Below are 13532 nucleotides of genomic sequence, written 5' to 3'. Positions count from 1 at the left end.
CCCTCAATCCATTCGGTCATTGTGCACTGCAAACTTAAATGGGATGTGTATTTGTGCAATGCCCTAAAGGTGGGAGCTTTCTTCATGAATATTTCTTGAAGTCGGGCCTATTATCTAACTTGAAACTCACGAAGAGACAGACCAGATCAGTTTTATGAAGAAACGCGGCCTTTGGGGAAAATCGTATCAGGTGCTTGCAGATGCTCTGGGGCATTTCAACTCTGATGATGGCTATGCTGTCGCCAGCCATGTGGCTTTGTCATCTTTGATGGCTCTGTTTCCCTTCCTGATTTTTGTCGCAGCGTTCTCTGGTTTTCTTGGACTGAACTCAGTTGCACAAAGTGCGACAGAGCTGATCTTTGATGTATGGCCTGAGCGCGTGGCAGGGCCGGTGTCTGGTGAGATCAAAGCTGTTCTGACCCAGCCGCGTGGGGACTTGCTGACCTTTGGTGTGGTTGTCACGCTGTGGTTTTCCTCCAACGGCGTTGAAGCGATGCGGGTTGGGTTGAACCGTGCCTATCGTGTACGAGATAACCGCAGCTGGTTTTTCTGCCGGACACAGTCCATCCTCGCGGTGCTAATTGGTACGGCTGTTCTGATGGTTTCCACCTTCCTGATCGTCTTCGGACCTCTGGCGTGGGAATGGGCCGTGCATTTGGCGCCGGTGATGGAGCAGTTCAGCTACAAGGCGAATATCGTTCGCTATGGTATCACATCTTTACTGCTGCTGTTTGCCTTGCTGGCTGCGCATATGTATCTGCCGGCTGGTCGCCGCCGCTTCCTTGAAGTGTTGCCGGGGATTGCCTTGACGATGATCCTCTGGATCGTGGCAGGTACGGCATTCGGTGCTTATCTGGCACGGTGGGCGAACTACGTGTCTTTGTATGCCGGTCTGGCTGGTATCATGACGGCTATCATCTTCATGTATCTGACAGCCGTCATCTTTATTCTGGGTGGTGAGTTCAATGCAGCTCTTATGCGGGTGCGTCGTGTGAACCAGCGCGTTGAGGGTGGTCCTTGCTTTGAGGACGAGAACTAAGCTTTCTGCTTTGGCCGACACACCGCGATTGCGACCACGACAATTGCCATACCTACCAACTGTATCGCGTTGAGCGTTTCTCCGAAGAGGAAGTAGCTCTCAATAGCTGCTGCAACAGGCGTGAGATAGAACAGAGTTGCCGTGGTGGAGGCTGCACCATGCTGGAGCAGGTACATGAGCAGCAGCACAGCGCCTACTGAGAGCACGATCACCAACCAAGCCAGCGCGAAGATGAGATCTCCGGACCACGTGATCTCCCAGCTCTCTGTCATGGAAAGTGGCAGTGTGACGAGAAGTGCACCGAAGTACTGGTAGAAAGTGCCCGTAACTAGATCGGTGTTCATAGGCTGGCGTTTCTGCCATGTGGTGCCGAAGGCAATGCCGAGGGTGGCTGCGAAGGCTGCCGGAACCGTCCAGAGAGGGATTTGCGCGACACCGCTTCCCAGCTTTGGCAGGATGACGAGCACGATGCCAACAAAACCAGCGGCGAGGCCTGCCCATTGGCGTGGGGTGACATCTTCCTTCAGCAGAAAATAAGCGAGGGTGCCGGTGATAAAGGGTTGCAGGCCGGTGATGAGCGCTGTGACGCCAGCTGGCATGCCATTGTCGATGGCCCAGAATACGCCAGAGAGATATGCGCCATGCACTAACATGCCGGTGATGACGGCGTGGATGATCTGGCTGCGGGTGAGGGCGAAGCTTCTGCCGGAGAGCCAGACGATGATGCCCATCAGCGGCAAAACCAACAAAAAGCGCATGCTGAGAAAGGCAAAGGGCTCAGAATAAGGGGCACCAAGGCGTGCGCCGATGAAACCCGTCGACCAGAGCAAAACGAAAATAATGGGAACTAGCTTAGTGAATGAGAGCAATGGTGTGTCTTATTTTTAAGCGTCTTTGGCACATGACGCTGGGTGGGATGAGCAACAAAATCATTTGTGCGATGCATTATTTGTAATCTTTAAACGATTTGAACCTATACCTGTGAGTAATAATTAAAAATACTATTAGTAATTTTATCGGTACAGGGGTCTCCGATGCGAGTAGATTGGAAGCGGGCTATTTCATCTACGGGAAATAGATTTTTCTCGTCCACCCGGAATGCAAGTATTCGGTTTCGGGCAATTACACTGGGTATTCTGACACTTATCGGTTTCGGTGGTGTTGGGCTGGTTTATCTTTGGGGCCAGCAGCAAACGGAAGCCGCCTTCCAGCAGTCCAAGGATTACACCGAGCTTGCTGAGTTGAGTCAGGCAATTGCCATTACGGCGGGCGTCCTGCAATCCACCCAAAAAGATTATGAAAATGTGCCGAGCGATAGCCTGAAGAGCCGATTCGACGAGCTCGTAGGTGAGGCGCAGAAAGAACTGCAGGAGCTGAATGCACTTCCTGTTGCCATGGATTACTTCCTTGAAATTTCTGATGCGCGCGACACGATTGATGCGATCAGCGGCGCATTTGAGATGCTGCACGGCTATCAGTCCACGCTTGGCTACGATGCAGACCGAGGTTTGCAAAAGGAACTTTCCGCTAGCCTTTCACAGGCAGAAGCCGCGGTTAAACAGAAACATCGACGCAGCAAAGACCCCAATACGCTGAAGTTGATGCATACGTTTAGTGATCTGGCACGTGCACAGCTGGATTATGCGATCACTGGGAGCCAGAACTCTCAGGGCGCTTTTGAAGTGGCGTTCTCCCGCTATGAGCGCACCATTCCCCGAGCGCAGATTGACCCGGCTGTGGCCGAGAAGGTCAAAACCAACATGGCGGCCTATAAAAAGGCATTTGAGGCATACACCAAGGCTTATGACAAGCGGGCAACCAGCTCAGAGCTGTTGGCGAACCTGTTCGATCTTCTGCCGCCGCGCCTGAATGATTTGAAGAACTCTGCTGTACAGGGCGCCAGTGATGCGCAGGCGCGTCTGACCGCGACGACCCAGCAGACCAACCTTTATCTGGGCCTGGCTGTCGGTGGTATTGCGCTGACGCTGTTTATTCTCGGCTCGCTGCTGATTTTCGGCATTCTGCGCAACCTGAATGCGCTGCGTAATGCCATGGCGTTGTTGGCAAAGAACGATCTTTCTGCTGTTATTCCGCTCAATAAAGGCGGCAAGGAAATCTCTGCGATGGCGCAGACGCTGCAGGTGTTCCGAGACAATATCGAAGAACGCCGTAAGCTGCGTGAGCAGCAGGATCATGAAAACTCTGAAAAGCAGGCACGTGCCGAGCAGGTTGATACGCTCATTATGGGCTTTGAACAGACCGTTGCTGAGGCCCTGAACAGCTTGCACAGCGCTGCTGATGGTCTGGGTGAAGCTTCTAATGATGTGGGATCTGCTGCCGACAATGTTTCGAAGGAAGCTGAGTCTGCTGGTCGTGCGGTTGAAAATGCTGCGGAGAATGTTTCCAGTGCGTCCGCTGCGACTGAAGAACTGGCTATGTCCATCAACGAGATTGCCGGGCAGGCTGAGCAGTCGACCCGTGTTGCAGACCGTGCTGTTGAAGGTTCCAAGGCAACTGCTGAGACTATGAGTCTGTTGAGTGATGCGGCCAACCGTATTGGTGACGCAGTTGGCCTTATTCGTGACATTGCAAACCAGACCAACCTTCTCGCGCTTAATGCGACCATTGAAGCGGCGCGTGCAGGTGAGCATGGCAAAGGCTTTGCGGTGGTGGCCTCTGAAGTGAAGATGCTGGCGAACCAGACCTCACAGGCAACGGAAGAGATTGCACAGCAGGTTGGGTCCATTCAGGAAGCCTCTACGGAGGCTGTAGGCGCAATTGGTGATGTGAGTGATGTTATTCATGAGATGAGCCAGATTGCTTCTGCGGTTGCTGCTTCTGTTGAACAGCAGAATGCAGCTATTCAGGCGATCACCGAGAATGTGGCGAATGCGACGCAGAGCTCTCAGCAAGGTGCCAATGCGATGCAGATGGTTGAAAATGCCTCTGATAACGCACGCAGCACCGGCGGTACGGTCTCTGATCTGGCGGATGCGCTTTCTCGTCAGGCAGACCACATCAACAACACTGTTGGTGCATTCCTTGAAAAAGTGCGTGCTGCCTAAAGATCTTCACAAATTATCATTTTAAATGTGGCGCTTGCCTCTGGTGTTTGCCGGAGCTAAGCGCCACATTGCTGTTGCGGTACGGGTTTGTTGAGAAAAGCAAGCAGCACGACTGTGAGGTGCTGTCTTTCTGCGGCTAATACGGGTTTTGAGAATGATAAATAAGATTGTTGTGGTGGGCGCTGGACAGGCAGGTGTGCAGGCCGCGCAAACTCTTCGACAAAAGGGATATGAAGGTGAGCTCGTGATGCTTGGCAACGAGCCGCAGCCACCTTATCAACGCCCGCCGCTTTCCAAGAAGTTTCTGAGTGGTGAGGTGGAGCCGGATGCGCTGTTCATTCGCCCCGAAGCGTTTTATGAGATGAACAACATTGACCTGAAGCTGAATGCGCAGGTTGATCGTATTGATCTGGAAAACAAGAGCGTCAGTCTGGCGAGTGGTGAAGCGGTAACCTGGGATAAGCTACTACTGGCAACCGGAACCCGTGCTCGCGACCTGCCTCTGCCGGGTGCTGATCTGGAAGGCGTTGTGACGCTGCGCTCCATCGGTGATGTTGAGCTGATTAAGAAGCTGTTTGTTCCTGGTAAGAAACTGGTTGTTATCGGCGGTGGTTACATCGGCCTTGAAGTAACTGCTGTTGCAAAAGGCATGGGGCTGGATGTTGTTGTGCTGGAAGCGCAAGAGCGTTTGTTGAAGCGTGTGGTTTCACCGGATGTATCCTCTTTCTTCCATAACTTGCATGCCGGCCGTGGTGCTGAACTGCATTGCGGAACTGGTGTGACCAGCATTGAAGGCGAAGACGGCAAGGTTACAGGTGTAAAGCTTGCTGATGGTACCGAGCTGCCATGTGATCTGGTGCTTTCTGCCGTCGGTGCTGTTCCAAACTCTGAACTTGCTGCTGCTGCTGGCCTTGATGTGGATGATGGCATTCTCGTTGATGGGGCAGGGCAGACATCTCATGAAGATGTTTATGCGTGCGGTGATTGTGTGCGCTTCTTCTCAGAGCGGTATGGTAGAAGCATTCGGCTGGAGAGCGTGCAGAATGCGATTGATCAGGCGAAGGCTGTTGCGGTTGCCCTGACGGATCCTGCAAATGACCATAGCCATGATTATGATCCACTGCCGTGGTTCTGGTCCGATCAACATCACATTAAACTGCAGATTGCTGGTCTTTCCAATGGGTATGACGAGGCTGTGCTGGTTGGCGATACCAGTGCTGACAGCTTCTATGTGGCGTATCTGGAGAAGGGCAAGCTGATTGCAGTTGATAGCATCAATCACCCACGCTCACATATGATGGCACGTCGCGTGATTGGGCAGGAGTGGAAGGAAGGCCTGCTTCCGCCTGCATGAGTTCAGAAACAGAAAAGCGTGCCAGAGATTTTCCGGCACGCTGATTGATGAGCGAAGCCTCCATCTTCAATGGGGGCTTTTTGTTAGAGCATGCCCGCGTTCATTCGCATTCACTCATCATGCTCTAACTTTATTAGTTGAGCGAACTCTTGTCGTTTGATTGAGTTCAATCAAACGGAACGCGCTTTAGCGCGTGTTTTCCAGAATAAGCCGGATTACTTCCTGAGGGATCTCCATATGGACCATGTGACCAACACGATCGAAGACGTGGCAGGCGATTGGGCCTGGCAGTTTGTGGCATTGGCGTGTTGGCAGGATCTTGTCCTGTGTGCCCCACACCACTTTGATTGGCATCGGTAGCTCGCCCAGCTTGTCTGTTGGCAGTACGCCTTGGCTTTCACCTTCCAGAATAAGCCCGGAAACCGCTTTCAGTGCTTCAGCTGCGCCTGGAGTTGAACGTTGGGTGGCAACGTAATCGGCCAGTTTTCTAGGAAGCTCGAACTCAAGACCAACGAACTGCTCCAGCAACACCTGTTGTTCTGCTTCGGTTTGCCCGACTGCGTAGCGGCGTAGAAGTTTGGCGTTGATTTCCGGACCGAAACCACCTGGGGCCAATAGGGTGAGGCTTGCGATGCGTTCTGGACTGCGCATAGCAATCAGCGCTGCGATTGCGCCGCCCATGCTATGGCCAACCAAATGGACACGATCGAGCTTCAATGCATCAAGAGACTTCACGACAGCTTTGGCAGAGCCAACAGCGTTACACGGTTCAAAGTCTGCAAGTGCGCGACCGTGGGCCGGCAGATCGAAGGCTATCGTGCGGCGTTTGTTTTCTAATTGGACTTGAATATTGCGCCATGTGCTGGCGTCACCGCCAAAGCCATGGATGAAAATAATTGGTTCTGCGCTTTCAGGACCAAAGGCCGTGAAAGGCAGGCAGGTTACATCTTGGATACTATCGATATTCATATAAGGCCTCCCATTAAGCGTATTATATGCCCCTTTCATTCGGAGGTTTACCTGTGACTTAGGCTAAGGCAGGATTTTTTTATCAGCATAAGGACTGATGAGTTTGGATGAAAATTTTGCTCGGCCTCGCGAAATTTCAAAAAAGTGAAACAATTGACCCGCGGAAATGAGGTTTTGCTTGGATATCGATTATCAGATGTTGATAATCAGTCTCAGTTTGAAACATATGGAAGCTCAGAGGGCCGAGAAAATTTTTGGTAGAGTTTATTCTTTCTCGGTGCTGATTCATTTTTAAAATTCGACAAGTCCCGCAGGGTTAGGGACTACTGCCAATTTCAGGGGGTGACGATGCGAGGACATCTTCGCAAGGGAATATTTGCTGTCATTTGTACGTTGGTTAGCTTTGTATTCGTGGCACCAGCAAGCGCGGGCAAGCTGTGGAATCCAGAGACACGCCAATGGGACATCTTCCCGGATACTCCTGCCATGGCATCCAGCTCTGCGCGCCGTAAATATAAGCGCAAGCTGATTACCTACCGCACAAATGAGAAGCCAGGTACCATCATTATTGATACCGACAAGCGCTATCTCTACCACGTACAGGACAACGGCAAAGCGATGCGCTATGGCATCGGCGTTGGTCGTGAAGGTTTTGAGTGGAATGGTACTGAGCGTATCACCCGTAAAGCGAAGTGGCCGGGCTGGACTCCGCCAGAAGAAATGCGCCGTCGTGAAGCGAAAAAGGGTCGCATTCTGCCGCGTTACATGAAGGGTGGTCCAGACAATCCACTGGGTGCACGTGCGCTTTACCTAGGCGCTACGATCTATCGTATTCACGGTACTACCGAAGATTGGAGCATCGGCCACGCGGTATCTTCAGGCTGCATCCGTATGTTCAACGAAGATGTTTCCTACCTGTATGAGCAGGTGGACATTGGCGCTAAGGTTATCGTGAACTGATCACGAGTGACATGTGAAGTGAATGAAACCCGGGGTGACCCGGGTTTTTTGTTGGGCTGGTTAACTTGGTTACTTGTAACCATCTGAAACGGGGCGACAGCAGCCTTGGAGAGTAACGGGCTTTTGTCCCGGCTGTGTAACAGTGGCAACGGCTTCGCCCCAGACGAATGAGTCCAATGGCGTGAAAGTGCACTGCTTTTCGGTGATGGTCATCTGTAGCTCGATGCCTTTGTCGCCTGCTTTTAAAAGTGTGGCGTTTTTGTCATTTTCTGCAGTGACAGACTGGAACGGGACGCGGTGGAGCAGGCCGATGATGTTGGAGTAGGTTACGACATTGGAGTTCCACTCGATGCTCCAGGATGGTTCTGTCCCGCCGCATACGCCGAGAACAGGCAGATCTGTGCCTGAGAATGGAACGGGGACCGCAGCTTTCAGTTTGTCTGCATGGACCCAGCCTTCAATCTCTCCGATGCTGACATGCTGCCAGCGTGTGTCGTCAATCTGTTTTTCCTCACCACTGGAGTTCAGGATTGTATCGCCGGGCAACTGCACGATGACTGCTGCTTCTTCAGAGGGCGCATCGTAGATCGAGAGCAGGGCGCCGAGGCTTTGGTCCACCTGACTGTAGTAACCGGGATGGACCTGTTGGGATTGGTCGGTACCGGACTGGTCTGAGCTCGTGTCGGAAGAAGGAACCTGATCCTGCTCCTGATCATCTGAGGTATCTGATTGAGCTGCAGCCGATAGAATGAGTGCGCTTATTGAAAACCCACTCACTAACATGAGTGTTAGAAACTGGCGGGATGCATTTTTTAAGACAGTTGGGGCCATCTCTTGCTCCTGATGGCTGCGGTTGGGGACGCTGCCATTCTTTTGTTTTCGCAGGAGCCTAGCAAAGTTTCGCCTAGGAAATCTTAAGTTGTGTTGTGCGGTTCTACTGAAGCTCTTAGGGGAGATTGACTGGTTGTTTTCTGCTCTGCGCCGAGCTTGTGCCTCAAACTACTGGCTGTCTGATGAGGGTCTTTCTCTTTCGTGAGGCGGTTCGAGTGGGGTCATCCAGATAGATCTGATGATGGAAGCCATTGGGTTTCAGATCGTGTTCTGGCAGAAAATCCCGGTATAGCTTGGTGTTGATCTCTTCCAGCTCCTCATAGGGGCCTTTGTGCAGGATTTGGACTGAGCGACCTTCTGTCATGATTTCTCTGCGCAGTGTTGTGGGCTTTTCTCCCAGTCTCCCGACTGCGGTTTCAACGCCTTGTGCGAAGAGGGCGTCATCGGTCCAATGAGGTAAAACGATCATCAAACGCCATTTCAATTTATCTTTGTTTCCAAGGATGAGGTCACTCATATCATCGGCCCACCACAAGCATTCCAGAGGTGGTTCCGCAAAGCGTTTTCCCATCCGCTTCTTTGCATCCTGTTTGATGGGATAGATTGTTGTGAAAAGCCATTTGATTGCCTTGGCATAGACCTCGCCTTCAGGGGTGCCATCACCATCTATCACGGCGAACTGCATGTCGGGGACATCGACAAACGTAAAATGGTCGCTTGGTGGGCGATATAGTTCATAGAGCCTGTCTCTGAAATCGGTTGTCGTCATAGCTGTGTCCTCATGTGTTCCATGGTTTGCAGGTCATGTAGTCCAGAGTTTTTTGAAGCCAGTCGGCCTCTGATTTGAGCTGAGCGATGGAGTAGTCGAAGAGGGCATCGACGTGGTCGGGCAAGGGTTGTTGGTCTAGTTGGATGCCTTCAATTCGGATGATTTCTTCCTGGATTGCCTTGCCGCGCTGGCTTAGGGCGTCGAGAGCTTGCTCGCGTTGCAGGGCAGGCCAGTGGATCATGCCCATGAGTAGGGATGAGTATGTTGGACGGACTGTGGTGAGAGCTGAGAGAGTTTGGATGATGAGGGCTTGTTGGCCAGCTTCTGTCATGAGGTAGCTCTTCTTCGCTTTCGTACCAGCTGGCTTTTCAGCCGTAATGAGGCCTTTCTTTTCCAGTTTGCCGAGAACGAAGTAGATGGAAGAGAAGCCGATTTGCGTCCATTCGCGCATGCCGCGCTGTTCGATAATCTGTTCCAGCTCATAGCCGTGGCGAGGCATTTCGGAGACAAGACCGAGGACGAGAAGTTCGCTGTCAGTGAGGCTCTCAGACATACTATTCTAGCCTTAGAATAAAATCATATTCTAGTACTAGAATATATGTGCTCGAGTCGTCAATCTTAGGCTTTTGATATGAGGCTAGATGGAAGCTGCTAATGTTTGCGGGTGACCATGACTAGCATGTTGTCGCGGAGGCTCACGTGTTGGCGATAGAGGAGGAGGCAGCGGCAGTTGAACTCGTTCTCTCGCTTTTGGAAATACTCAGCATAGCGATGGATGTCGTGCCGGTTCACATCTTCAATCATATAGACACCGTTGCTTGCGAGAAGGTCTATGATGTTCTCAAAGAAGACAGCCCCGGCCTCAAAATGATGCAGGCCATCATCAATGATCAGGTCAAAAAGTTCCGGCTTTGCATTGCTTTTGAAGCTGGCGATGCTTTCGGGACTGGTTTGATCCACCTGATAGGTCTGGATGCGACTGTCGGTGAACAGGCATTTCTCATCGATATCGACACCAGTGATCTCAGCGTTGGGGAAGTAATCTCGCCAGACGCGGAGGGAGGCGCCGGGTTTTCCTTCTTTACCCATGTTGGACAGGCAGCTGGTGTCGTTGGTGCCAATGCCGCACTCCAGCACGTTTGTGATCTTGTCGCGGCAATGGTCAAAGATCATGCTGTAGAAGTCAGTGTAGGTGTGAGGCTCCCAGTTGAACTGAGTGGTTTCCGGACAGTTGGTGCCTTTGTCGCTGCCGTAGACATCACAAAGCTGAGCCAGATAGCTGTTCTTGGCTGGCGCATAGAACGCTTCAATGCGCTGCCCCAGGTGTTCCTCTACCGATGCTCGTGTCTTTTCCAGTTTGGTTTTGGGAGTGAGCTGTCGGAGGACCTTGTTAAAGGCGAGCGTGCTTGTGGTGTTCATGGTTGCCGCATCTTGCAAGTTGGTGCTGAGAGGCGCGTAGATTAGCATTCTCAGGCGTTTGGAATACTCCCACCTTTCTGGTGCAGATTTCCTTGGAGCAAGATTGAGTGGCTTGAGGCAACAAAAAAGGGCCACCGAAGCAGCCCTTTCTCAAATCAATGATTGCCAGATCAGACGAGCGCGCCGTGGCAATGCTTGTACTTTTTGCCAGAACCACATGGGCAAGGCTCGTTGCGACCTACACGACCCCATGTTTCAGGGTCTTCTGAATCACGTCCTTCTGGTGCAGATGCAGCGCGCGCATCTGCCAGTTGGCGATCAGCTTCAGCCATTTCATCTTCACCAGTCAGTGGATTGGTGTGATGTGCTTCCATGTGAGCAGGCATCTGAGGTGTCTCAGGAGCCTGCTGCTGAACCAGTTCAACATGCATCAGCTGGCTTGTTGTGGTCTGGCGCAGAGTGCTCAGCATGTTTTCAAAGAGAGTGAAGGACTCAGTCTTGTATTCCTGAAGAGGATCACGCTGAGCGTAACCGCGCAGGCCAACTGCTGAACGCAGGTGGTCAAGGTTCGCCAGGTGCTCACGCCACAGGTTATCAATGGTCTGAAGCAGAACTGCACGCTCGATCTGACGCATGATGTCAGGACCGTAGTTTGCAGCCTTTGCAGCCATCACTTCGTTGGCTTCTTTCTTCAGGCGAGTGGTCACTTCTTCGTCCGCGATGCCTTCCTCGTTTGCCCAATCAACGATTGGCAGATCGAGGTTCAGCTTGGTGCGGACTTCTTCCTTCAGGCCTTCAGTATCCCACTGTTCTGGGTAGGCACGTTCCGGAATGTGTGCAGCAACGAGATCTTCAACGAACTCTTCGCGCATTTCCGCAACAGCTTCCTGAGTAACTTCAGGATCCATCATTTCGAGACGCTGATCGAAGACCACTTTACGCTGGTCGTTCATCACGTCATCGAACTTCAGCAGGTTCTTACGAATGTCGAAGTTGCGTGCTTCCACTTTCTGCTGAGCTTTTTCGAGCGCCTTGTTGATCCAAGGGTGAACGATTGCCTCGCCTTCCTGCAGACCAAGCTTCTGAAGCATGGAATCCATGCGCTCAGAACCAAAGATGCGCATCAGGTCATCCTGCAGAGACAGGAAGAACTTGGAGTGCCCAGGGTCACCCTGACGGCCAGAACGACCGCGCAGCTGGTTGTCGATACGGCGGCTTTCGTGGCGCTCGGTTGCAACAACGTAGAGGCCACCTGCCTGAAGAGCTTTTTGCTTGAGCTCATCAACTTCTTTCTTGATGGCGTCTTCTTTAGCGGTGCGTTCTGCGCCTTCAGGCATGTCACCAAGCTCATTCGCAACGCGCATTTCAACGTTACCACCGAGCTGAATGTCGGTGCCACGGCCTGCCATGTTGGTTGCGATGGTCACCGCACCCGGCACACCTGCCTGTGCGATGATGCTTGCTTCCTGCTCATGGTAGCGCGCATTCAGAACTGCGAAGACTTTCTGCTTGCCAGCGGACTTTGCGTAGTCAGCAAGTGCCTTTGGATCAGAAACGTCGATCTGCTTGTACCCATGCTTCATGAGAAGCTCAGCCAACAGCTCGGACTTTTCGATGGATGTGGTGCCAACCAGAACCGGCTGACCGCGTTCGTGACAGTCGTCAACCAGCTCCATGATCGCGTTGTATTTCTCAGCGACGGTGCGGTAGACCTCATCGTCGTCGTCAATACGCTGCACAGGAACGTTGGTTGGAATGTCAACAACATCCAGGCTGTAGATGTCCATGAATTCTTCCGCTTCCGTCATCGCTGTACCGGTCATGCCAGCAAGCTTGTCGTACATGCGGAAGTAGTTCTGGAATGTAATGGACGCGAGGGTCTGGTTCTCTGGCTGGATTGCAACTTTTTCTTTTGCTTCCAGAGCCTGGTGAAGGCCTTCAGAGAAACGACGACCTGGCATCATACGACCGGTGAACTCGTCGATGATGACGACTTCGTCGTTGCGTACGATGTAGTCTTTATCGCGCTGGAATAGTTTGTGAGCTTTCAGGCCCTGCTGCAGGTGGTGTACCGCCGTGACGTTTTCCACATCATAAAGCGAATCACCCTTCAGGAGGTCAGCTTCAGACAAGAGTTGCTCCAGCTTCTCGTTACCTGCTTCGGTGAAGGTAGCGGAGCGAGCTTTCTCATCAATCTCGAAGTCTTCATCTACAAGCTTAGGAATGAAGGCATCGATGGCATTGTAGAAATCGGTGCGATCTTCCAGAGGACCGGAGATGATCAGCGGTGTACGTGCTTCGTCGACGAGAATGGAGTCCACCTCATCCACGATTGCAAAGTGGTGCGGACGCTGCACCATGGACTCACGATCGTACTTCATGTTGTCACGAAGGTAATCGAAGCCGAATTCGTTGTTGGTACCGTAAGTCACGTCAGCGGCATAAGCTGCTTTACGTTCTTCATCGGAAATGCCGTGAACGATGAGACCGGTTGTCAGGCCGAGGAAGCGATAGATCTGGCCCATCCACTCAACGTCACGAGAAGCGAGGTAATCGTTCACGGTTACAACGTGAACACCCTTACCGCTCAATGCGTTAAGGTATACTGGTGCGGTTGCCACAAGGGTTTTACCTTCACCGGTACGCATTTCAGTGATTTCACCAGCATGGAGAACCATGCCGCCGATGAGCTGTACATCGTACTGACGAAGGCCAAGAACACGGCGAGACGCTTCACGCACAACAGCAAAAGCAGGGACGAGGAGATCATCCAGCTTTGCGCCATTTGCAAGCTGCTCACGGAACTCGTCTGTTTTGGCTTTCAGCTGATCATCCGTCAGAGCTTCCATTTCTGGCTCTAAAGCATTGATAGCAGCTACTTTAGGCTTGAGTGTCTTGATCCGACGGTCGTTAGCAGAACCAAATATTTTTCGAGCGAGTGCGCCGAGCCCCACCATGTGGCGGTCCTTCCTCTGTTGGGCGCGCCGGTTGTTTCACGTCGCGGCCGGGCCCTAAAAAACTTCACATTCGTGATCTATCCAGTCAAAACTCTGTGGTTCTGACATGAGTCACAGCATATTAAGCACCTGCGCGTAAAAAAGCAGGCGACAGAGAGATAAGAGTGGG

At 52.2% G+C, this 13532-nt stretch carries 11 protein-coding genes; 4 read left to right on the top strand and 7 right to left on the bottom strand.

Annotation, left to right across the window (positions count from 1 at the left end):
- Window positions 1-154: 154 nt before the first annotated feature.
- Window positions 155-1039, top strand: a complete 885-nt coding sequence (locus tag PSE_RS00170) for a YihY/virulence factor BrkB family protein (RefSeq protein WP_014283018.1) — start codon at window positions 155-157, stop codon at window positions 1037-1039.
- Here PSE_RS00170 and PSE_RS00165 read toward each other — a convergent pair.
- Entirely contained in the window at window positions 1036-1869 is an 834-nt protein-coding gene (locus tag PSE_RS00165) for a DMT family transporter (protein ID WP_014283017.1), read from the bottom strand. The genes PSE_RS00170 and PSE_RS00165 overlap by 4 nt on opposite strands.
- 204 nt (window positions 1870-2073) lie before the next feature.
- On the opposite strand from PSE_RS00165, the gene PSE_RS00160 reads away from it, so the two are divergent.
- Both PSE_RS00160 and PSE_RS00155 read left to right on the top strand, forming a co-directional pair.
- Window positions 2074-4104, top strand: coding sequence for a methyl-accepting chemotaxis protein (locus PSE_RS00160; protein WP_014283016.1), 2031 nt, complete (start codon window positions 2074-2076; stop codon window positions 4102-4104).
- 154 nt (window positions 4105-4258) lie between these two features.
- On the top strand, window positions 4259-5458 hold the full coding sequence (locus PSE_RS00155; RefSeq protein ID WP_014283015.1) for an NAD(P)/FAD-dependent oxidoreductase: 1200 nt from the start codon (window positions 4259-4261) through the stop codon (window positions 5456-5458).
- Window positions 5459-5644: 186 nt separating this feature from the next.
- Here the strand turns inward: PSE_RS00155 and PSE_RS00150 are convergent, their stop codons facing one another.
- Window positions 5645-6427 carry an alpha/beta fold hydrolase gene (locus PSE_RS00150; RefSeq protein ID WP_008550137.1) on the bottom strand — a complete coding sequence of 261 codons (783 nt, stop codon included), beginning with the start codon at window positions 6425-6427 and terminating at the stop codon, window positions 5645-5647.
- 348 nt (window positions 6428-6775) lie between these two features.
- On the opposite strand from PSE_RS00150, the gene PSE_RS00145 reads away from it, so the two are divergent.
- Window positions 6776-7387, top strand: a complete 612-nt coding sequence (locus PSE_RS00145) for a L,D-transpeptidase (protein WP_041767733.1) — start codon at window positions 6776-6778, stop codon at window positions 7385-7387.
- A 69-nt stretch (window positions 7388-7456) separates the two neighbouring features.
- Here the strand turns inward: PSE_RS00145 and PSE_RS00140 are convergent, their stop codons facing one another.
- The 5 genes from PSE_RS00140 to secA form a co-directional block, all read right to left on the bottom strand.
- Window positions 7457-8218, bottom strand: a complete 762-nt coding sequence (locus PSE_RS00140; RefSeq protein WP_014283013.1) for an SH3 domain-containing protein — start codon at window positions 8216-8218, stop codon at window positions 7457-7459.
- A 163-nt stretch (window positions 8219-8381) separates the two neighbouring features.
- Complete coding sequence (locus PSE_RS00135; protein WP_041767732.1) at window positions 8382-8987, bottom strand: GyrI-like domain-containing protein; 606 nt, start codon at window positions 8985-8987, stop codon at window positions 8382-8384.
- Window positions 8988-8997: 10 nt separating this feature from the next.
- Window positions 8998-9540, bottom strand: coding sequence for a PadR family transcriptional regulator (locus PSE_RS00130; RefSeq protein WP_014283011.1), 543 nt, complete (start codon window positions 9538-9540; stop codon window positions 8998-9000).
- 98 nt (window positions 9541-9638) lie between these two features.
- On the bottom strand, window positions 9639-10406 hold the full coding sequence (locus PSE_RS00125; protein WP_208998048.1) for a methyltransferase domain-containing protein: 768 nt from the start codon (window positions 10404-10406) through the stop codon (window positions 9639-9641).
- Window positions 10407-10576: 170 nt separating this feature from the next.
- Window positions 10577-13363: a preprotein translocase subunit SecA gene (gene secA / locus PSE_RS00120; RefSeq protein ID WP_014283009.1), complete on the bottom strand. Its 2787-nt coding sequence runs from the start codon at window positions 13361-13363 to the stop codon at window positions 10577-10579.
- Window positions 13364-13532 lie beyond the last annotated feature (169 nt).

This window comes from Pseudovibrio sp. FO-BEG1 (assembly GCF_000236645.1).
GTDB lineage: Bacteria > Pseudomonadota > Alphaproteobacteria > Rhizobiales > Stappiaceae > Pseudovibrio.
Note: the sequence above shows the minus strand (reverse complement) of the source record. Positions and strands in the feature narration are given on the sequence as shown.